This window comes from Paracoccus marinus (assembly GCF_007018965.1).
Lineage (GTDB): Bacteria > Pseudomonadota > Alphaproteobacteria > Rhodobacterales > Rhodobacteraceae > Paracoccus > Paracoccus marinus.
In genome coordinates, this window is record NZ_VJYZ01000007.1 from 24,445 (window position 1) to 44,599 (window position 20,155).

Here is a 20,155-nt window from a genome sequence, read left to right on the forward strand (position 1 = left end):
AACGCCCCGATGTCCACGATCGCCATGCCCGCGCCAGACCAGGACATCATCGCCCGCAAGGACGAGATCGTCGCCGCGCTTGCCGCCGTCCTGCCCGCCGACGCAGTGATCTTCGACCCCGAGGAAACCCGCGCCTACGAATGCGACGCGCTGACCGCCTATCGCTGTCCGCCGCTGGCCGTGGTGCTGCCGCGCTCGACCGCCGAGGTCGCGGCCGCGATGGGCGTCTGCCACCGCATGGGCGTCAAGGTCGTGCCGCGCGGGGCGGCAACCTCGCTCGCCGGGGGCGCGCTGCCCACCGCCGACAGCGCCATCATCGGCACGATGCGCCTGCGCGAGGTGCTGGAAATCGACACCGCCAACCGCTTCATCCGGGTGCAGTCGGGCGTGACGAACCTGTCCGTCAGCGCCGAGTTGGAGCCCGAGGGGTTCTTCTACGCCCCCGACCCGTCCTCGCAGCTGGCCTGTACCATCGCGGGCAACATCGGCATGAACTCGGGCGGGGCGCACTGCCTGAAATACGGCGTCACCACCAACAACCTGATGGGCGTGACGCTGGTGCTGGCGACGGGCGAGATCGTGGAACTCGGCGGGCCCGAGCCGGGCGCGGCGGGGCTGGACCTCGTCGGCCTGATCTGCGGGTCCGAGGGGCAGCTTGGCATAGTGACCGAAGCCACGCTGCGGATCCTGCCCCGGCCCGAGGGGGCGCGGCCCATGCTGATCGGGTTCGACAGCGCCGAGGTCGCGGGCGAATGCGTGGCGCGGATCATCCGCTCGGGCGTGCTGCCGGTCGCCATCGAATACATGGACGACGTCTGCCTGCGTGCCGTCGAGGCGTTCGTCCACGCGGGCTATCCCGACTGCACCGCCGTCCTGATCGTCGAGGTCGAGGGGTCCGAGGCCGAGATCGCCGACCAGACCGCCCGCATCCAGGCCATCGCCGCCGACCTGAACCCGGTCGAGTTCCGCCCCAGCCGGACCGAGGCGGAATCGCTCGCGATCTGGAAGGGGCGCAAGTCGGCATTCGGGGCGATGGGGCGGATCGGCGACTACCTGTGCCTCGACGGCACGGTGCCGGTGTCGCAGCTGCCCTTCACCCTGCGGCGGATCGGCGAGATGTCCAAGGAACACGGGCTCGAGGTCGCGAACGTCTTTCACGCGGGCGACGGCAACATGCACCCTCTGATCCTGTTCGACGCCAACACGCCCGGCGATCTGGAACGGGCCGAGGCGTTCGGGGCCGAGGTCCTGCGCCTCTGCGTCGAGGTGGGCGGCTGCCTGACCGGCGAGCATGGCGTGGGGATCGAGAAGCGCGACCTGATGAGGCGGCAGTATTCGCCCGACGACATGGCGATCCAGATGGAGGTCAAGACCGCCTTCGACCCCGGCTGGCTTCTGAACCCCGCCAAGGTGTTCCCGCTGGACGAAAGCCGCCTCTTCCGCGAGGGCGCCGCGCGATGGACGTGAGCCTGGCATCGGATGTCGCGCCGGGCGACGAGGCGGAACTCGCCGCCTTCGTCGCGGACAGCGCGGCCGGCCGCCGCGCGCTTCGGGTCATCGGCGGCGGCACGCGTCTGCCGTTCTCCGGCGACGGCGTCACGTTGACCACCCGCGCGCTCCGGGGGATCGTCACCTACGAACCGGGCGAGCTGACCCTGATCGCCCGCACCGGAACGCCGTTGGACGAGATCGAGGCGACGCTCGCGGCCCAGGGGCAGGCGCTCGCCTTCGAGCCGATGGACCACCGCGTGCTGCTTGGCGGCTCCGGCACGCCTACTATCGGCGGCGTCGTCGCGGCGAACGTCTGCGGCCCGCGGCGGGTGCAGGCGGGGGCGGCGCGCGACCACCTGCTGGGCGTGCGCTTCGTGGACGGGCAGGGGCGCGTCATCAAGAACGGCGGCCGGGTCATGAAGAACGTGACGGGGATGGACCTTGGCAAGTTGTTGGCGGGGTCGTTCGGGACGCTGGGCGTGCTGACGCAGGTGGCGCTGAAGACGCTGCCGGTCGCGGAATCGCGGCTGACGCTGGCGTTCCCCGACGTATCGGCCCGGCAGGCGGTCGAGATCTTCTGCGCCGCGCTGGGCACGCCCTGCGAAGTGTCGGGCGCCGCTTTCCTGAACGGCACCGCCTGGCTGCGGATCGAGGGGCTGGCGGGGCAGGTGGCCCATCGCCGCGACCGGCTTGCCGCGCTGCTCCGGGGCCGCCCGGTCGAGGTGCTGGACGATGCCGCCACGCGGGGGCTGTGGCGCGACCTGCGCGACGTGCGCTATTTCGCGGACGTCGCCGGTGCTGTGTGGCGCATCGTGGTCAAGCCGACCGACGCGCCCGCCGTGCTGGACGCGCTGGCGCCGTTGGGCGGTCGGTCGTCGCTCGACTGGGGCGGGGGGCTGATCTGGCATGTCGGGCCGGGCGGCGCGGATGCGGTCAGGCGCGCGGTCAGGCAGGCGGCCGCCGCCGGCCACGCGACGCTGGTTCGCGGCGATCCGGCCGCAGACGGCCCCGTCTTCCAGCCGCAGCCCGCCGGCGTCGCCGCGCTTTCCGCCGCCATGCGGCGCACCTTTGACCCTGCCGGGATCCTCAATCCCGGCCTGATGGCGGGCTGACATGCAAACGACCTTCACCGACGCGCAGCTTGCCGACCCGCTCACCCGCCGCTCGAACGAGATCCTGCGGTCCTGCGTCCATTGCGGCTTCTGCACCGCGACCTGCCCGACCTACAAGGTGCTGGGCGACGAGCTCGACAGTCCGCGCGGGCGCATTTACCTCATCAAGGACATGCTGGAAAACAGCCGCGTCCCCGATGCGCGGACGGTGCTGCACATCGACCGCTGCCTCAGCTGTCTCAGCTGCATGACGACCTGCCCGTCTGGCGTGAACTACATGCACCTGGTCGATCACGCCCGCGAATACATCAACGACAATTACCGCCGCCGTTGGGACGACCGCGCGCTGCGCTGGCTGCTGGCGCGGGTGCTGCCCTATCCGGGCCGGTTCCGGCTGGCGCTGGGGGCGGCGCGGATCGCCCGGCCGTTCCGGCGGATGGTTCCCGACGCGCGGCTGCGGGCGATGCTGGACATGGCGCCGCCGCGATTACCCGCGCGCAGCCCCAACGACCGCCCGCAGGTGTTCGCGGCGGACGGGCGGCACCGCCGCAGGGTGGCGCTGCTGACAGGTTGCGCGCAAAGGGCGCTCAACACCGACATCAACGACGCGACGATCCGCCTGCTGCGCCGCCACGGCTGCGAGGTCGTGATCCCCAGGGGCGTCGGCTGCTGCGGCGCGCTGACCCACCACATGGGCCGCGCGTCCGAAAGCCACGCCATGGCCGCCGCCAACATCCGCGCGCTGGCGGCCGAGATGGACGGCGAGGGGCTGGACGCGCTGGTCATCAACACCTCGGGCTGCGGCACGACTGTCAAGGATTACGGCCACATCTTCGCGGACGGGCCGCTGGCGGACGACGCCGCGCGGGTCGCGGCGAGCGCGCGGGACGTGACCGAGGTGATGGCGGACATCATGGCCGACGGTGGCCTGTCCGACCCGACCCGCGCCGAGCCGCTGCGGGTGGCCTATCACTCCGCCTGCTCGCTTCAGCACGGCCAGCAGGTGCGGGGCGCGCCCAAGGAACTGCTGAAGGCGGCCGGGTTCACCGTGGTCGAGCCGCGCGACGCTCATATCTGCTGCGGATCGGCCGGAACCTACAACCTGCTGCAACCGGCGATCTCGGCCGATCTCAAGGCCCGCAAGGTCGAGGCGATCACGGCGACCCGCCCGCAGGTCATCGCCGCCGGCAACATCGGCTGCATGATGCAGATCGGGTCGGGCACCGATGTCCCGGTCGTCCACACGGTCGAGTTGCTGGACTGGGCGACGGGCGGGCCGCGGCCGCCCAGCCTTGCGGGCCTTGCGGCGATCCGGTGAACACACGCGGCGTTCGCGTCAGCCGGAAAGCTTGGCCACCCGCCGCGTCTCGTTGACGATCGCAAGGGCGCACCCGCGCGCCGCCTCGTCGATGGTGGCGCGGGTCAGGCCGATGTCGCGCAGGGTCTCGTCCGGCAGCGACGAGAGATCGCGGCGCGCCGCGCGCTCGATCCGGCGGATCGCGGCGGCGTGGCGGCGGGCGCGGACCAAGTCGAGCATGCGCCGCAATAATGCGCCCGTGCGTGCATGGGTCAGGATGAGGCTCTGGGTGGTCATGAATGGGTTCCGAGTTTGCGATTGTAGGTATCGCGCTTCTCGCGGTCCCGCGTTGGCGCCGGCGTGGCAGCCATCGTCGTATCTGCGTGCCGCAGGCGTGGAAATGGCGCACCGTGCCCGTCCCCCTCAGCCCGGCTTCACGCCCCCCATCACCCCCGTCAGGTCGTCGGCAAGCCCCCGCACGCTTGCCCCCATCGCCGCCAGCCCCTCGACTGGCAGCCGTGCCGCCAGCGCCGAGATCGAGATCGCGCCGACCGGGTCGCCTGTGGGCGACCACACCACCGCCGCCACGCAGCGCATGCCCGGCGTGAACTCCTCGTCGTCCACGGCATAGCCCCGCCCGCGGGTCAGCGCGATTTCGGTCCGCACCGCGTCCATCGTCGTCAGGCTGTGCCGGGTCGCGGGGCGCAGCCCGTGGCGCGCTACCAGCGCGTCGATGGCGTGGTCCGGCCAGGTCGAGACGATCGCCTTGCCCATGCCGGAGTTCATGACTGGCGCCCGGCCGCCGGGCGGTGCGATCGCGCGGATGATCTCGCGGCTTTCGACCTGCGCAACGGTGATGACCTCGCCGTCCTCGAGAACGCCGAGGTTCGCGGTCTCGCGGCTCAGGTCGCGCAGGCGGCGCAGGAACGGCATCGCGGCGGCGATGAAGCTTTGCCAGCGGGTGAAGGCGACCCCCACGGCGAACGCCTTGCGGCCGATGTGCCAGCGGGTCGCGGCGGGGTCGAACTGCGCGAAGCCGCGTCGTTCCAGCGTGGCGAGCAGCCGGTGCGTGGTGGACGGCGCCAGCCCCGCCTCGCGCGCAAGCGCCGTCAGCCGCACGCCGTCCGCGTGCGCCGCCAGCGCCTCGAGCAATGACAGCGCGCGATCGACGGACTGGACGGTGCCGAGCTTTTCCACCCTCGCAGCATGTTCCACATCGTGGAAAACTTCCACCCCGCGCTGGCATGATCGGCCCGCAAGGCGCAGCGTGCGCGCCAATTCCGCAGCGGAAATGGAGTTTTCAGATGACCACCCACGTCGATCGCGCCGGCCTTCAGGTCGCCCCCGTCCTCGCCGCCTTTGTCGAGGACCGCCTGCTGCCCGGCCTGCCGGTCACGCCGGATGCGTTCTGGTCGGGCTACGCCGCGCTGCTGCGCGACCTCGCCCCGGAAAACCGCCGCCTGCTGCAGGTACGCGACGAGATGCAGGGCAAGATTGACGACTGGCTGGCGAACCGGCGCGAGAAGGACTGGGACAACGCCGCCTGGCAGGATTTCCTGCGCGAGATCGGCTACATCGTCCCGGAAGGGCCCGCGTTCAAGGTCGAGACGGGGCCGACCGATCCCGAGATGTCGCAGGTCGCGGGCCCGCAGCTCGTGGTGCCGGTGATGAACGCGCGCTTTGCGCTGAACGCCGCGAATGCGCGCTGGGGGTCGCTCTACGACGCGCTTTACGGCACCGACGCGCTGCCGGGCGCGCCCGAGGGCAAGGGCTATGACGAGAAGCGGGGTGCCGAGGCTGTGGCATGGGCCGCGCGCTTCCTTGACGACGCGCTGCCGCTGGACGGCGGACGCCACGCCGACGTGACCGCGTGGCGGGTCGAGGACGGCCGCGCCATCGCCACCATCGACGGACGCGATGTGGGGCTGGCGGACCCCGCCGCCTTTGTCGGCTACTCTGGCGACAAGGCTGCGGGCGCGCGCTCGATCCTGCTGCGCCACAACGGCCTGCATGTCGAACTGGTGTTCGACCCCTCGCACCCGGTCGGCGCGGCCAGCGCATCGGGCCTGCGCGACGTGGTGCTGGAATCGGCACTGACCGCAATCCAGGACCTTGAGGACTCGATCGCTGCCGTCGATGCCGACGACAAGGTTGCGGCCTACGCCAACTGGCTGGGCCTGATGCAGGGCGATCTGTCCGAGACGTTCGAGAAGGGCGGCCGCAGCCTGACCCGCCGCCTGAACCCCGACCGCGACTTCACCGCGCCCGACGGGTCCACCCTGACGCTGCCGGGACGGTCCGCGCTGCTGGCGCGGAACGTGGGCCACCTGATGACCACCGACGCGGTGCTGCTGGACGGGGCCGAGACGCCCGAGGGGATGATGGACGCCGTCGTCACCGTGGCGGCGGGGATGCACGACCTCGCCCGCACGGACGGGCCGCGCAACTCCCGCACCGGGTCGATCTACGTCGTGAAGCCCAAGATGCACGGCCCCGAGGAAGCGGCCTTCGCCGACCGCACCTATGCCCGCGTCGAGGAGATGCTGGGACTGGCGAACGGCACCGTGAAGCTGGGCCTGATGGATGAGGAGCGTCGCACCTCGGCCAACCTGCGCGAATGCATCCGCGCGCTCAAAGGGCGGATCGCGTTCATCAACACCGGCTTCCTCGACCGCACCGGGGACGAGATCCACACCGTCATGCAGGCCGGTCCCGTGCTGCCCAAGGGCGAGATCAAGGACGCGTCCTGGCTGTCGGCCTATGAGAACGGGAACGTGGACGCAGGACTTGCGACCGGGCTGAACGGCAAAGGCCAAATCGGCAAGGGCATGTGGGCCAAGCCCGACGACATGGCCGACATGCTGGCCGCCAAGGCGGGCCACCCGAAGGCGGGCGCCACCACCGCGTGGGTGCCGTCGCCGACCGCCGCCACGCTGCACGCCGTCCACTACCATCAGGTGGACGTGGCCGCGCGCCAGGCGGAGCTGGCCAGCCGCGAGCGCGCGAGCTTCGACGCGCTGATGACCCCGCCGCTGATGGGCAAGCGCAACCTGTCCGAAGCGCAGGTCGCGCGCGAGATCGACCTGAACACGCAGTCGATCCTCGGCTACGTCGTGCGCTGGGTTGACCAGGGCGTCGGCTGTTCCAAGGTGCCCGACATCGACGACGTGGCGCTGATGGAGGACCGGGCGACGCTGCGGATCTCGGCCCAGTTCCTTGCCAACTGGCTTCTGCACGGGATCATCACCGAGGCGCAGCTGGACGAAAGCCTGCGCCGCATGGCGCTTGAGGTGGACCGCCAGAACGCCGCCGATCCGCTGTACCGTCCGCTCGCGCCGGGCTACGACGGCCCCGCCTTCAATGCCGCGCGCGAGCTGATCGTCAAGGGCGGCACCGAGCCGTCCGGCTATACCGAACCGCTGCTGCACCACTGGCGCCGCGTAGCGAAAGCGTCCTGAGGAGAATGGAATGAAGACCCTGCAACGACTTGACCTTGACGACGCCCGCCTGCTGATCGCAGGCGCCACCGCCCGCGCGGGCGAAATCGGCGTGCCGATGTGCATCGCCGTCACCGACGAAAGCGGCCAGCTGATCGCGTTCGAGCGGATGGAGGGCGGCAAGGTCACCTCGACCACCATCGCGATCGACAAGGCCTTTACCGCCGCCGCCGCGAAGAAGGCGACGCACAACTACGGCACCTCCAGCCAGCCGGGCGCGCCGGCCTACGGCATCAACTCGGCCATCGGCGGTCGGCTGATGGTGGTTGGCGGCGGACTGCCGGTCGCCTGGCAGGGCGAGGTCGTCGGCGGCATCGGCGTGTCGTCGGGCACGCCGGCGCAGGATCAGGACGTGGCGCAAGCCGGAATCGACCACTGGAACGGCAGCCGGTAAGCGGTCCGGCCGCGCATTGCCGAGCGCCGTGGTGCCGCGAGGCGCCGCGGCGTTTTTCATGGCGAGAGCGGGCGAGCAGAGGACGCGGCCGGTCTCGGTAGCTTCGTGCGAGATTGGTGTGATGCGGCGGGCTTGCCGCAATGCGCTTCGCTCGGCTTGAGAAAAGGCGTGTGCACGGCGCCTTGCGGAAGCAGGTGCGTCACCGCACGAGATCATGGCTGTGACGGGTCAGGAGACCTTCGCCGAGATCAAGCACTATCCGCAGATAGGTGCGCGGGGCAGGTCTGGCGGACCGTGCAATGGAGAGGATCAGATGACGTATCCAGAGGGGGGTGCGTGGCTAAACTTTGGCTAACTGGCTAACTTTTCCCCGATATTAGCCAAAAAAACTGTCAGATTATCGCACAAAATCAATGATTTAAATGAAAATGATGGCAGCCCGTAGGGGAGTCGAACCCCTCTTTTCAGGTTGAAAACCTGACGTCCTAACCGATAGACGAACGGGCCATCCAAGTCGTCCGCGCGGCGCTGCCCCGCGACGTGGAGCGGTGTTTAGGTCAGGGCCGCGGGGGGCGCAAGCAGAAAAACGCACCCGCCGCGAAAGGTTTTTGCGTCACGCCTCTGCCGCGTCGTCCAAGCGCAGGCGCAGGCGCTGTCGGCCGCCCCAGACCGACAGTTCCAGCTTGCCGGCAAGGTGGAAGCGGCGGCCCTGCGCGCCCATCAGCGCGGGGCCGAGCGGGCCGGCCATGGCGCCCCACGCGACCGCGTCCACGGGCGCCGCGCCGGGGCTGCGGAAGCGCAGGCGCAGGTGGCCGTCGCCCATGGTCGAGACGCTGTCCACCAACTGGTCCGCGAACGCGAATCGCGGGGCAGGGGCGGCCGCGCCGAAGGGGCCAGCACGGTCCAGCATCTCCATCAGCTCGACAGTGGCACCGGCGGGATCGAGCAGGCCCGAGATCCGCAGGGCGTCCGTCGCCTCGGCCTCGCCCGCCTGCCGCGTCACCAGCTCTGACAGCCGCGCCATCGCGGCGGGGATGGCGTCCGCGGCGACGGTCAGGCCCGCGGCCATCGCGTGGCCGCCGCCCTTTTCGATCAGCCCCTCGGCCATCAGGCGCTGCATCGCGCGGCCGATGTCCACGCCGGGAACCGAGCGGGCCGAACCCTTGCCGACGCCGTCCTGCACCCCGATCACGACCGAGGGGCGGCGGGTCGCCTCTTTCACCCGCGCGGCGACGATGCCGACGACGCCCGGGTGCCAGCCTTCGCCCGCGGCCCAGGCGAGCGAGGGATCGCCCCGCGCCTCGACCTGCGCCAGCGCCTCGTCGCGTAGCCCCGCCTCGATCGCGCGGCGGTCGCGGTTGAAATCGTCGAGCCGGGCGGCCATCAGCGCGGCCTGATGCGGATCGTCGCAGGACAGGCAGCGCGCGCCCAGGTCGGCCTGCCCCACGCGCCCACCCGCATTTATGCGGGGGCCGAGAAGAAAGCCCAGATGGAACGCCGTCGGCAGCGTGTCGAGCCGGGCCACGTCCGACAGCGCCACCAGCCCCGGCCGCTGCCGCCGCGCCATGATCGCAAGACCCTGCCGCACGAAGGCGCGGTTGACGCCGACAAGCGGGGCGACGTCCGCCACCGTCGCCAGCGCCACGAGGTCCAGATGCGACAGCAGGTTCGGCTCGGGCCGCCCTGCGGCGCGCAGGACGCGGTTGCACTGCACGAGCGTCAGGAACACGACGCCCGCGGCGCACAGGTAGCCAAAGGCGCCGTCCTCGTCTGCCCGGTTGGGGTTCACGACGGCGAGCGCCGGGGGCAGCGTCTCTCCCCCTTGGTGGTGATCCAGCACGATCACGTCGGCGCGGCCTTGCGCCGCCGCCAGCGCCTCGTGGCTGAGCGTGCCGCAATCGACGCAGACGATGAGGTCGTGCGCGGCGGCAAGGGTCGCGACGGCCGGCGCGTTCGGGCCGTATCCCTCGTCGATGCGGTCGGGAACGTACAGGGTCGCGTCGCGCCCCAGCGACCGCAGCCAGCCGATCAGCAGCGCCGCCGAAGCGCCGCCGTCCACGTCGTAGTCGGCAAAGACCGCGATGCGCTGGCCGTCCAGCGCGGCCGCGACGATGCGCTCGGCCGCGGGCCCCATGTCGCGCAGGCGCAGCGGATCGGGCAGCAGGTCGCGCAGGCGCGGCTCGAGGTGGCCGGGCGCGGCGTCGTGGTCGATGCCGCGTTCGGCCAGCACGCGCGCGATCGGCAGGGGCAGGGCGGACAGCTGCGCCAGCCCTTCGGCCCGACGTTCGAGGTCGGGGGCGGGGCCGATCCAGCGGCGGCCGCCCAGCGAGCGCGCGACGTCGAGGAACGGCCGCGGCGAGGGATCATCGAAGGACATGGGGTTTCTTGCGGCAGCGGCGCGGCGCTTGCAAGTCCACGGTCGCCCGGCCTGGGGGCGAGAGGCGCCCGGCCGCCGCGAGGGACGGCCGGGCGGAAGGGTCAGGCCCGCTTGACCGGGTTGCGGTAGAACATCCGGCGGACCGAGCCGGTCTTCGAGCGCATCAGGATCGTTTCGGTCTCGATGAAGCCCGGCTCGCGGCGCAGGCCCTTCACGATCGAGCCGTTGGTGACGCCGGTGGCCGAGAAGATCACGTCGGCGGTCACCATCTCGTCGCGGGTGTAGATGCGGTTCAGGTCGGTGATGCCGGCCTTGGCGGCACGGCCGCGTTCGTCGTCGTTGCGGAACATCAGCCGGCCCCACATCTGCCCGCCCATGCATTTCAGCGCGGCGGCGGCCAGCACGCCTTCGGGTGCGCCGCCCGAGCCCATGTACATGTCGATGCCGGTGATCTCGGCCTCGGCCACGTGGATGACGCCCGCCACGTCGCCGTCGGTGATCAGGCGGATCGCCGCGCCGGTGGAACGGACCTCGGCGATCATCTCCTCGTGGCGGGGGCGTTCCAGGATGCAGACGGTGATGTCCTCGGGCGTGACGCCGCCGGCCTTGGCCAGCGCGCGCACGCGTTCGGCGGGCGACATCTCAAGGCTGACCACGTCCTTGGGGTAGCCCGGACCGACGGCCAGCTTGTCCATGTAGACGTCGGGCGCGTGCAGCAGCGTACCCCGCGGGGCCATCGCGATGACGGTCAGGGCGTTCGGCATGTCCTTGGCGGTCAGCGTCGTGCCTTCCAGCGGGTCCAGCGCGATGTCCACCTCGGGGCCGTTGCCGCTGCCCACTTCCTCGCCGATGAACAGCATCGGCGCCTCGTCCCGCTCACCCTCGCCGATCACGACGGTGCCCTTGATGTCGAGCATGTTCAGCTGGTCGCGCATCGCGTTGACGGCGGCCTGGTCGGCGGCCTTTTCGTCGCCGCGGCCGATCAGCTTGGCCGACGCGTGGGCCGCGGCCTCGCTGACGCGGGCAAGGCCGAGGGAAAGCATGCGGTCGTTGAAGTCGTTGGTCGGCGCCATGTCTGGGATCCTCGGCTGAGTGCGATTGCCCCGGCTTCTAGGGCCGGGTCGCCGGGGCGACAAGACTGGGGGCGCTAACGGCCGGGCACATCGGTCACTTGGCCGAAAGTTCCAGCGCCAGCGCGTGGATCCGGGGCACGATATCGCCCAGCGTCTGGTGGACAAGACGGTGCTGCGCGACGCGGCCCATCCCCTCGAACCGGGGCGAGGCCATGCGGACCCGGAAATGCGTCTGGCCGCCCTCGCGCCAGCCGCCGTGGCCGCGATGCTGTTCGCTTTCGTCCAAGACCTCGAGCCGGGTCGGACCCAGCGTGGCCAGACGTGTCGTCATCTCGTCGCCGATGTCGTGGGACAATCCGGTCGCTCCCCTTACAAAACCGCGCAAATGCCTTACACTCCCGGTCCCGAGTCGGATAGCAGGCCTCTACATGACCAACAACGACCCGTTCGGTTTCGACATCTCCGCCGCTTCGGACAAGAAGCGGCGCACCAAGGGCCGCCGGGGCATGTCCGGCGCGTTCGAAACCTCGACCCGCAGGTGCGACAAGGAAGGCTGTTCCGAACCGGGCCAGTACCGCGCGCCGAAAAGCCCGCGCGCGCTGGATGACTACTACTGGTTCTGCAAGGACCACGTGCGCGAATACAACCTCAACTGGAACTACTTCCAGGGCCAGTCCGAGGCGGAGTTCCAGCAGTTCCTGGACAACGCGACGGTTTGGGAACGCCCGACCAAACCGTTCGGCAAGGCGCAGGAACAGGCGTGGGCGCGCCACGGCGTCAGCGACCCGCTGGAAATCCTGGGCGCGAACGGCACCGCGCCCGAAGCGCGCGCCCGCATGGCCCGCAAGCTGCCGCCGACGGAACGCCGCGCGCTGGAGATCCTTGAGGCGCGGGATACCTGGACCAAGATCGAAATCCGCAAGCAATACAAGTCGCTGGTGAAGGATCTTCACCCCGACATGAACGGCGGCGACCGCTCGGACGAGGAGCGGTTGCAGCAGGTCGTCTGGGCCTGGGACCAGATCAAGGACAGCCGCAGCTTCCGCGACGAATGAATTGAAAACGCCGCGCCTTTCGGGCGCGGCGTTCCGGTTTTCGGGGGGCGTCGGATCAGACCGCCGCCTTCAGCTTGTCCACAAGATCGACGCGTTCCCAGCTGAAGCCGCCATCCGCTTCCGGAGCGCGGCCGAAATGGCCGTAGGCTGCGGTGCGGCGATAGATCGGGCGGCACAGGTCCAGATGCTGGCGGATGCCGAGCGGTCTCAGGTCCATGACCTCGGCCAGCGCGCGCTCGATCTCGGCCTCGGGGACGACGCCGGTGCCGAAGGTGTCGGCATAGATCGACAGCGGCTCGGCCACGCCGATCGCGTAGCTCAGCTGGATCACGCAGCGCCGCGCAAGGCCGGCGGCCACCACGTTCTTGGCGAGGTACCGCGCGACATAGGCGGCCGAGCGGTCCACCTTGGTCGGGTCCTTGCCGGAAAACGCGCCGCCGCCATGCGGGGCCGAGCCGCCATAGGTGTCCACGATGATCTTGCGCCCGGTCAGGCCCGCGTCGCCGTCGGGGCCGCCGATCACGAACTTGCCGGTCGGGTTGACGTGCCAGACGGTCTTGTCCGTCAGCCAGCCCTGCGGCAGCACCTCGCGGACATAGGGTTCGACGATGGCGCGGATGTCGTCGGAGGACTGCGCCTCGTCCTTGTGCTGGTGGCTGACGACGATCTGCGTGACCTCGACGGGCTTGCCGTCCTCGTAGCGGACCGACAGCTGCGACTTGGCGTCGGGGCCCAGCGTCGGCTCGGCCCCCGACTTCCGCGCATCGGCCAGGCGGCGCAGGATCGCGTGGGCGTACTGGATCGGGGCGGGCATCAGCTCGTCGGTTTCATCGACCGCGTAGCCGAACATGATCCCCTGGTCGCCGGCGCCGTCGCGATCGACGCCCTGCGCGATGTGGGCGGATTGCTCGTGCAGGAAGTTCAGGACGTGGCAGGTGTTCCAGTGAAACTTTTCCTGCTCGTAGCCGATGTCCTTGATGACGCCGCGGGCGATCTCGCCGATGCTGCCCATGTAATTGGCCAGCCGCGACTTGTCGGTCAGCCCGATCTCGCCGCCGATCACGACCATGCCGGTCGTGGCGAAGGTTTCGCAGGCGACGCGGGCACCCGCTTCCTCGGTCAGCAGGGTGTCGAGGATGGCGTCCGAAATCTGGTCGCACAGCTTGTCGGGATGCCCCTCGGACACGGATTCCGAGGTGAAGACGTAATTATCGCGGGACATGATTGCTCCATTGGTTCGACCCGCCACGCCAGGAAGCCGTTGTGGGGGCAGAAGGCCCGCTTAGGGCAGGCGCGATCCGGGGTCAACAGCGGCGCGGCGGCGGCGCAGGCCGATGAGGCCGAGCGCCGCGACGATGGCCGCGACCGCGGGCCAGTCGCCGAACCGCCACCACAACGTCGGCGGCAGCGCGCCGGGCAGCGCCACGTCAAGGAACCCCGCCTCGTTCAGCGCAAGCTGCTGGCGCACCGCGCCCCGCGCGTCGATGGCGGCGGAAACGCCGGTGTTGGCCGCGCGAAGCAGCGGCAGGCCGCTTTCGATCGCGCGCAGCCGCGCCTGCGCGAGGTGCTGGTAAGGCCCCGACCAGCTGCCGAACCAGGCGTCGTTCGTCACCTGCAAAAGCCACGCGGGCCGCGCATCCGCCTGCCGCAGGTGGCGCGAGAACACCGCCTCGTAGCAGATCAGCGGCATGACCGGCGGCAGGCCCGCCAGCGTCATGACCCGCGCCCCCGGTCCCGGCACATAGCCGAAGCCTTGCTGGGCCGCAAAGGCACCGATCCCGAAGCGCGACAGCGTCTCGCCCCACGGGACGTATTCGCCGAACGGGACCAGGTGGAACTTGTCGTAGACCTGCCCCACGCGGGCGTCGGGCGTGAACTCCACCAGGCTGTTGAACCACCGGCCGCCTTCGCCGCGCTGGATGCCGGCGAGGACGGGCGCGCGCGCCGCGCCGACGATCTCGGGCAGCAGGGGGCCGGCTTCGCCCAGCAGGAACGGGGCCGCCGTTTCGGGCCAGACGACCGCGTCCGCGGGCCGGGTGGCGGGGGCCGCCGACAGGGTGAGCAGGCGGTCATAAAAGACGGGCGCCCATTCCGGGTCCCACTTGCGGGTCTGGTCGGCGTTCGGCTGGACGAGGCGGATCACCGGGCCCGCGTCGGGCGGGGGCGGCGCGTCCAGCCGGGCCAGGCCCGCGAACCACGCCGCGCCGATCAGTGCGGCCGACAGCGGCAGCCCGCGCGCGATCGCGGTCGAGATGCGGCCGTCGCGCGCGGCCCAGGCGGGCAGGGCGGCGGCGGCCATCGTCAGCGCGGACAGTCCGACCGCCCCGACCCAGGCGGCGGCCTGGCCGGCGGGGGTGGCGATCCAGATATGTCCGGTCAGCGCCCAGGGCAGGCCGGTGAAAAGCCAGCCGCGAACCCAGTCCGACAGGGCCAGCGCGGCGGCCACGGCAAGCGCGCGGTCGCGGCCCGCGCCCGCCAGCCGCCACGCGGCCCACGACGGCACGGCCCAGAACAGCGCCCCGCCAAGCGCCATGAGAACAAGCGCGAACGGCGCCATCCAGCCGTAGATCTCGGGCTCGACAAGGAACGGATCGACGATCCAGAACATGGCGAGGGCGAAGTAGCCGGTGCCCGCGAAAAGCGCGCTGCGAGAGGCGCGGCGCGCGGTCGGCGCGCGGCCGGTCCGCCAGACGACGACCGCCAGCGCGACGATGGCGACCGGCCACAACCCCCACGGCGCCTGCCCAAGCGCGGCGGCGCACCCCGCGACGATGTCGAGCGCCCAGCCGCGCCGTCCAGGCCGCGCCAGCCACGCGGGGCGGTTGGCATCAACCGCAACGGCGCCGGTGCGGGATCGCGACAGGCGGGGGGTCAAGGGACCGCTCGTCAGCCTTGCGCGGGATCGTCGGCCGGGACCGGCGCGGACGCCCCGCGGTCCGAGAGGGCGGCTGCATCGGCTGCGTCGCCTGCCGGAACGTCCGTGTCCGCATCCTTCTTCTTGCGGGTGCGGGGGGCGCGCTTCGGCTTGGCGGGCGTGTCCGTGTCAGCCTCGGCGGGGCCCTCGGCCGCAGGCTCGGCGGTCTTGCGCGACCGGGTGCGGCGCTTGGGTGCGGGCGTCTCGGCCGCGTCGGCGGCGGGCGGGGCGTTCGCCTGCGCGGCGTCATCCGTCACGGCCGCTGCCTCGGCCGCGACCTCGGCGGACGCATCCGCCTTGCGGCTGCGCGCGCGGCGGGCGGGTTTCTTGCGCTCGGCCGGTGCCTCGGCGTCCGCCGGACCGGTCGCCTTCGCATCGTCGGGCGCGGGTTCCTGTGGCTGCGCCTGCACTGGCGGCTCCGCAGGCGTCGGGATGGCCGTCGGCCCGACCGCCGCCTCCACCTTGGGCTGGTTCGCGGGTTCGGCCGGTTGCTCGTCGCCGGGCGCGGTCACGAAGCTGCGGAAGCTCGTCAGCATGAAGTCGGGGACGTGCTCGCCCATGCCCAGCACCGACGGCCCACGATCGCGGTCGCGGTAGCGGTCGCGCCGCTCGTCGCGGCTGCCGCGCCCGTCGTTGCGTCCATCGCCGCGCCCATTGCCGTTGTTGCCGTCATGGCGCCCGTCGCCGCGGTTCTCGGATCGCCCGCCGCGCTGGTCGTCACGACGCTCGCCGCCACGATCCTCACGCCGATCTTCGCGCCGTTCGCCGCCACGATCTTCCCGACGATCATCCCGGCGGCGCTCGCCACGCGGTGCGCGGCTTTCGGGCAGGTCGACGCGGCCGCCCTCGGTCACCGTCTCGATGGCGGGGGGCAGCCCGTTCTCGTCGCCCGAGGCGTTCACGGCACGGCGCTCCTCGTGCCCGGTCTCGCGGCCGGCTTCGTCCCGGCGCGGCTCGCCGCGGCGCGATCGTGTGCGGCTGCGCGACGACCCGCCGCGCCCGCCTTCGCGGCTGCCTTCACGCCCCGCGTCGCGCATCTCGCGCGGGGCGCGCTGCGCGTCGTCCGACAGCGAAAAGCCTTCCGGCAGCTCGGCCCGGGGCAGGGACTGCTTCACCAGCGCCTCGATCGCGGACAGGTACTTGTCGTCGGACGGCGTCCCTATCGAGATCGCGGTGCCAAGCCGACCGGCGCGCCCCGTGCGGCCGATGCGGTGGACGTAATCCTCGGCATGGCTCGGCAGGTCGAAGTTGAAGACGTGGCTGACCGCCGGAATATCAAGGCCCCGCGCGGCCACGTCCGACGCGATCAGGAAGCGCAGCGTCCCGTCGCGGAAACCGTCAAGCGTCGCCATCCGCTGCCGCTGCTCGAGATCGCCGTGGATCGGCGCGGCGTCGTAGCCATGCGCCTTCAGCGACTTGGCGACGATGTCCACCTCGGTCTTGCGGTTGCAGAAGATGATCGCGTTCTTGAGGCTGTCGCCCTCGGCGTCGATCAGCGCGCGCAGCAGTTCCCGCTTCTGCTTGGCGGTCTGGTCCTTGCGGGTGGGCGCAAGCTCGACCAGCTTCTGGGTGATCGTTTCCGACGTGGTGGCCTGGCGCGCCACCTCGATCCGGACGGGCGTGTGCAGGAAGGTGTTGGTGATCCGCTCGATCTCGGGTGCCATGGTGGCCGAGAAGAACAGCGTCTGGCGCGAGAACGGCGTCAGCTGGAAGATCCGCTCGATATCGGGGATGAACCCCATGTCGAGCATGCGGTCGGCTTCGTCCACGACCATGATCTGGACGCCTTGCAGCAGCAGGTTGCCGCGTTCGAAATGGTCCAGCAGGCGGCCGGGCGTCGCGATCAGCACATCGACGCCGCGGTCGATCAGCTGTTCCTGGTCGCGCATCGACACGCCCCCGATCAGCAGCGCCTTGGTCAGGCGGGTGTGCTTGGCGTAGGTGTCGAAGTTCTCGGCCACCTGGGCCGCCAGTTCGCGCGTCGGGCACAGCACGAGGCTGCGCGGCATCCGCGCGCGGGCGCGCCCGCGGCCAAGCAGCGTGATCATCGGCAGGGTGAAGCTGGCGGTCTTGCCGGTGCCGGTCTGGGCGATGCCGAGAACGTCGCGGCCTTCAAGGGCAGGCGGGATCGCGCCGGCCTGGATCGGGGTGGGCGTGGTGTAGCCCGCCTCTTCGATGGCCTTGAGGACCTTGGGGTCAAGCTTGAGGTCGGTAAACTGGGTCATGCGGGGGCTTTCGTCATGGGGAGAAGCTTCGTCCGTGGACGCAGCCCGGGCGCTGCCCAGTCCGCGTTTCTTCGGGACGCTTCGTTCTCCACGCGCCCCTCGGCCGCCCGCCGGATGCGGGCAAAGGGGCTGCTATCCCAAAAGCGCCGCTTCGTCAATGTGGTCGCGCGCAGCCATAAAGCGCATGCGGCGGGCTTCAAATCGCGGCTGGCGCCGATGAAAACCTGCGAAGCCGCTGGGCGAGCGTCGATTTGTCGTGATGTTTCCTTGCGCTGTCTCATTCTGGGGCTGGAACCCACGCGCCGGCCGGGGCAGTTTGATGCGGCGCGGCAACCTCGTTCGGCAATCGCAGGTTGAATTACCGGCGCAAAGGCCGCTAAGGGCTGAAAACGACGCGGACAAGATTGCAGGGGTTCTGGCCGATGAAGTTTGCCACCCGCCAGGATTGCGAATTGCCGGCCGAGGACCTGTTCGCGGCCATCAGCGACTTTCCCTTGGCAGAGCGGATGCTGGTGAACCGCGGCGCGCAGGTCCGCAGGCTGGACCCCTCGCGCGAGCCGGGGGCGGGGATGGCGTGGCAGATCGGGTTCGACCTGCGCGGCAAGCGCCGCGACGTGCGGCTGTCGGTGGTGCGCTTCGACCGGCCCGAGAACATCGTGATGGAAGGGGTCAGCGACATGTTCGATCTGACCATCGAGATGACGGTGATCGCGCTGACCCGCGCCAAGTCGCGCCTGATCTTCGAGGTGGATGCGCGTCCGCGCAACATGCGCGCGCGGCTGCTTCTGCAGACGGCGAAGCTGGGAAAATCGCAGCTGGACCGGCAGTTCGCGTCGCGGATCGCCGACTACGTTGCGGGCATTTCCACCGCGCACCGGCCGCGGCAGGCGCGCTGAACGGACGCCGGCCGGGCGTCCCGCGCCCTGCGGCCAGCCACCGCGTCAGCCCTGCGTGGCGCGCAGCGGATCGGCCGAATAGACGCCCAGGATCTTCAGCGACGAGGTGAAGTAGCCCAACTCCTCCAGCGCGCGGGCCAGCGCCGGGTCGTCGGGGTGGCCCTCGACGTCGGCGTGGAACTGGGTCGCGGTGAACACCCCGTCCACCATGTAGCTTTCCAGTTTGGTCATGTTGATGCCGTTGGTCGCGAACCCGCCCATCGCCTTGTAAAGCGCGGCGGGAATGTTGCGGACGCGAAAGACGAAGCTGGTCATCATCGCCCCGGACCCCGCACGGTTCGGGCGGCGCGCGTAATCGGCGTGGCGCGACATGATGAGGAAGCGGGTGGTGTTGTTCTGGCGGTCCTCGATCCCTGAGGCCAGGTTGTCCAGCCCGTAGATCTCGCCCGCGAGGCTGCTGGCCAGCGCGGCGCGGCCCGGGTCGCCCGCCTCGGCCACCAACAGCGCGCTGCCGGCGGTATCGGGGCCGACCACGGCGCGAATGTCGTGGCGGCGCAGGAAGTCGCGGCATTGCCCCAGCAGCATCGTGTGGCTCATCGCCTCGCGCACGTCGGCCAGTTTCGCGCCGGGCACGCCCAACAGGCTGATCTGAACCCTCACAAAACACTCGTCCACGATGTGCAGGCCCGATTCCGGCAGCAGGTGGTGGATGTCGGCGACGCGCCCGTAGGTCGAGTTCTCGACCGGCAGCATGGCAAGGTCGGCGCGGTGCGAGCGGACGGCGTCGATCGCGTCCTCGAAGGTGCGGCAGGGCAGCGCCTCCATGCCCGGGCGGGCGGCGCGGCACGCCTCGTGGCTGTAGGCGCCGGGCTCGCCCTGGAACGCGATCCGGTTGGTGCGGGTGGCGTCGTTCGGGGCGTCATGCCGGGCAGGGGTGAGGTCGGCGTTCTGGCCGGCGAACGGGCGGGAAGCGGGGCGGTCGTCTGCGGCGGGCATCGGGCGGGTGATCCTTCAGGGGGCGGCATGGTGTCGCGCACCCCGCATGGCGCGGAGTTTGTCGGGAGCGGCGAAGAACTATACCTTGAACCGACAAAGCGAAAGCGGGTAGATACCCGCGGATTCCACGGCTCACCGGACAAGGGATAGCGGGCATGTTCAACACGATGACCATTACGAAAGCGGCAGGCGCACTGATCGGCTCGCTGCTGTTTTTGCTGCTGGTGTCGTGGGGGGCGTCGGGCCTCTATCACGTCGGTCCGGCCGAACACGCGGCCGAGGGCGAGGAGCATCCGCAAGCCTATTCCATCGCGGTCGAGGAAGCGGCCCCCGCCGAGGGCGAGGCCCCGGCCGAGGCGGTGGACATCAACGCGCTGCTCGCATCCGCCGATCCGGCCGCTGGCGAAAAGGTGTTCGGCCGCTGCAAGGCCTGCCACAAGCTTGACGGCAGCAACGGCACCGGCCCGCATCTTGACGGCGTCGTGGGCCGCGCCGTCGCCTCGACCGATTTCAGCTATTCCGACCCGATGAAGGCCCATGCCGCCGAGGCGCCGAACTGGACCCCCGAGGCGCTGCAGGAGTTCCTGCTGAACCCCAAGGGTGTCGTCCCGGGCACCAAGATGACCTTCGCGGGCCTGCCGAAGCCGCAGGAACGCGCCAACGTGATCGCCTATCTGCAGGCGCAGTGACGCGGCTTTCGCTGTCGTTTTCGGGATCAAGGGGCGCGGGTTTCCGCGCCCCTTCGCTTTTCCAGATGGCCGCCGCGCACCGTCGCCCGTTCGTCACATTCGCGGGACCGCGCTTGCGCCGACGCCGTCCGCCGCTCTA

General features: G+C 70.6%; 16 protein-coding genes, 1 tRNA gene, 1 pseudogene and 1 riboswitch. Of the genes and pseudogenes, 8 read left to right on the forward strand and 10 right to left on the reverse strand.

What is annotated here, in order from left to right; all coding sequences use genetic code 11:
- Positions 1–18 precede the first annotated feature (18 nt).
- The 3 genes from FNF32_RS04370 to glcF are packed head-to-tail and all read left to right on the forward strand — an operon-like array spanning position 19 to position 3,921.
- Positions 19–1,467 (forward strand): FAD-linked oxidase C-terminal domain-containing protein, encoded by a 1,449-nt coding sequence (locus FNF32_RS04370; protein WP_221930661.1) that lies wholly within the window; start codon positions 19–21, stop codon positions 1,465–1,467.
- Complete coding sequence (gene glcE / locus FNF32_RS04375; protein WP_131673739.1) at positions 1,458–2,603, forward strand: glycolate oxidase subunit GlcE; 1,146 nt, start codon at positions 1,458–1,460, stop codon at positions 2,601–2,603. The genes FNF32_RS04370 and glcE overlap by 10 nt, the downstream gene beginning before the upstream one ends.
- Position 2,604: 1 nt before the next feature.
- A complete protein-coding gene (gene glcF, locus FNF32_RS04380) occupies positions 2,605–3,921 on the forward strand; it encodes a glycolate oxidase subunit GlcF (RefSeq protein ID WP_131673738.1) in 1,317 nt (438 codons plus the stop codon).
- 18 nt (positions 3,922–3,939) lie between these two features.
- Here glcF and FNF32_RS04385 read toward each other — a convergent pair whose 3' ends face one another.
- Positions 3,940–4,197: a DUF1127 domain-containing protein gene (locus FNF32_RS04385; protein WP_131673737.1), complete on the reverse strand. Its 258-nt coding sequence runs from the start codon at positions 4,195–4,197 to the stop codon at positions 3,940–3,942.
- A gap of 126 nt (positions 4,198–4,323) precedes the next feature.
- On the reverse strand, positions 4,324–5,097 hold the full coding sequence (locus FNF32_RS04390; protein ID WP_185961846.1) for an IclR family transcriptional regulator: 774 nt from the start codon (positions 5,095–5,097) through the stop codon (positions 4,324–4,326).
- A 107-nt stretch (positions 5,098–5,204) separates the two neighbouring features.
- Here FNF32_RS04390 and FNF32_RS04395 point away from each other — a divergent pair, with 107 nt between their 5' ends.
- The gene (locus tag FNF32_RS04395) at positions 5,205–7,358 is read left to right on the forward strand and encodes a malate synthase G (protein ID WP_131673735.1); all 2,154 of its coding nucleotides are present in this window, start codon (positions 5,205–5,207) and stop codon (positions 7,356–7,358) included.
- 10 nt (positions 7,359–7,368) lie between these two features.
- Complete coding sequence (locus FNF32_RS04400) at positions 7,369–7,791, forward strand: GlcG/HbpS family heme-binding protein (protein WP_131673734.1); 423 nt, start codon at positions 7,369–7,371, stop codon at positions 7,789–7,791.
- Between the two features lie 432 nt (positions 7,792–8,223).
- Here FNF32_RS04400 and FNF32_RS04405 read toward each other — a convergent pair.
- From FNF32_RS04405 to FNF32_RS04420, 4 genes are all read right to left on the reverse strand, one after another.
- Positions 8,224–8,298 (reverse strand) — tRNA-Glu (locus FNF32_RS04405).
- 106 nt (positions 8,299–8,404) lie between these two features.
- Positions 8,405–10,168 carry a single-stranded-DNA-specific exonuclease RecJ gene (gene recJ / locus FNF32_RS04410; protein WP_131673733.1) on the reverse strand — a complete coding sequence of 588 codons (1,764 nt, stop codon included), beginning with the start codon at positions 10,166–10,168 and terminating at the stop codon, positions 8,405–8,407.
- A 101-nt stretch (positions 10,169–10,269) separates the two neighbouring features.
- Positions 10,270–11,241 (reverse strand): class II fructose-bisphosphatase, encoded by a 972-nt coding sequence (gene glpX, locus FNF32_RS04415; protein ID WP_185961847.1) that lies wholly within the window; start codon positions 11,239–11,241, stop codon positions 10,270–10,272.
- Positions 11,242–11,335: 94 nt separating this feature from the next.
- On the reverse strand, positions 11,336–11,572 hold the full coding sequence (locus tag FNF32_RS04420) for a BolA family protein (RefSeq protein WP_131673762.1): 237 nt from the start codon (positions 11,570–11,572) through the stop codon (positions 11,336–11,338).
- A gap of 97 nt (positions 11,573–11,669) precedes the next feature.
- Between FNF32_RS04420 and FNF32_RS04425 the strand changes: the two genes are divergently transcribed.
- On the forward strand, positions 11,670–12,296 hold the full coding sequence (locus FNF32_RS04425; protein WP_131673732.1) for a DnaJ domain-containing protein: 627 nt from the start codon (positions 11,670–11,672) through the stop codon (positions 12,294–12,296).
- 55 nt (positions 12,297–12,351) lie between these two features.
- On the opposite strand, the gene metK is transcribed toward FNF32_RS04425, so the two are convergent.
- The 3 genes and pseudogenes from metK to FNF32_RS04440 form a co-directional block, all read right to left on the reverse strand.
- On the reverse strand, positions 12,352–13,518 hold the full coding sequence (gene metK / locus FNF32_RS04430) for a methionine adenosyltransferase (protein WP_131673731.1): 1,167 nt from the start codon (positions 13,516–13,518) through the stop codon (positions 12,352–12,354).
- Positions 13,519–13,521: 3 nt separating this feature from the next.
- Positions 13,522–13,569: riboswitch (SAM-SAH riboswitch) on the reverse strand.
- A gap of 9 nt (positions 13,570–13,578) precedes the next feature.
- A complete protein-coding gene (gene lnt, locus FNF32_RS04435) occupies positions 13,579–15,171 on the reverse strand; it encodes an apolipoprotein N-acyltransferase (RefSeq protein ID WP_246087685.1) in 1,593 nt (530 codons plus the stop codon).
- A 560-nt stretch (positions 15,172–15,731) separates the two neighbouring features.
- Positions 15,732–17,435: pseudogene (locus FNF32_RS04440) on the reverse strand (DEAD/DEAH box helicase); the annotation flags it as partial.
- Between the two features lie 422 nt (positions 17,436–17,857).
- On the opposite strand from FNF32_RS04440, the gene FNF32_RS04445 reads away from it, so the two are divergent.
- Entirely contained in the window at positions 17,858–18,331 is a 474-nt protein-coding gene (locus tag FNF32_RS04445; protein WP_131673729.1) for an SRPBCC family protein, read from the forward strand.
- Between the two features lie 45 nt (positions 18,332–18,376).
- On the opposite strand, the gene FNF32_RS04450 is transcribed toward FNF32_RS04445, so the two are convergent.
- A complete protein-coding gene (locus FNF32_RS04450) occupies positions 18,377–19,327 on the reverse strand; it encodes a prephenate dehydratase (protein WP_131673728.1) in 951 nt (316 codons plus the stop codon).
- A gap of 155 nt (positions 19,328–19,482) precedes the next feature.
- Between FNF32_RS04450 and FNF32_RS04455 the strand changes: the two genes are divergently transcribed.
- Entirely contained in the window at positions 19,483–20,016 is a 534-nt protein-coding gene (locus FNF32_RS04455; RefSeq protein WP_131673727.1) for a c-type cytochrome, read from the forward strand.
- The last annotated feature ends 139 nt before the right edge of the window (positions 20,017–20,155 follow it).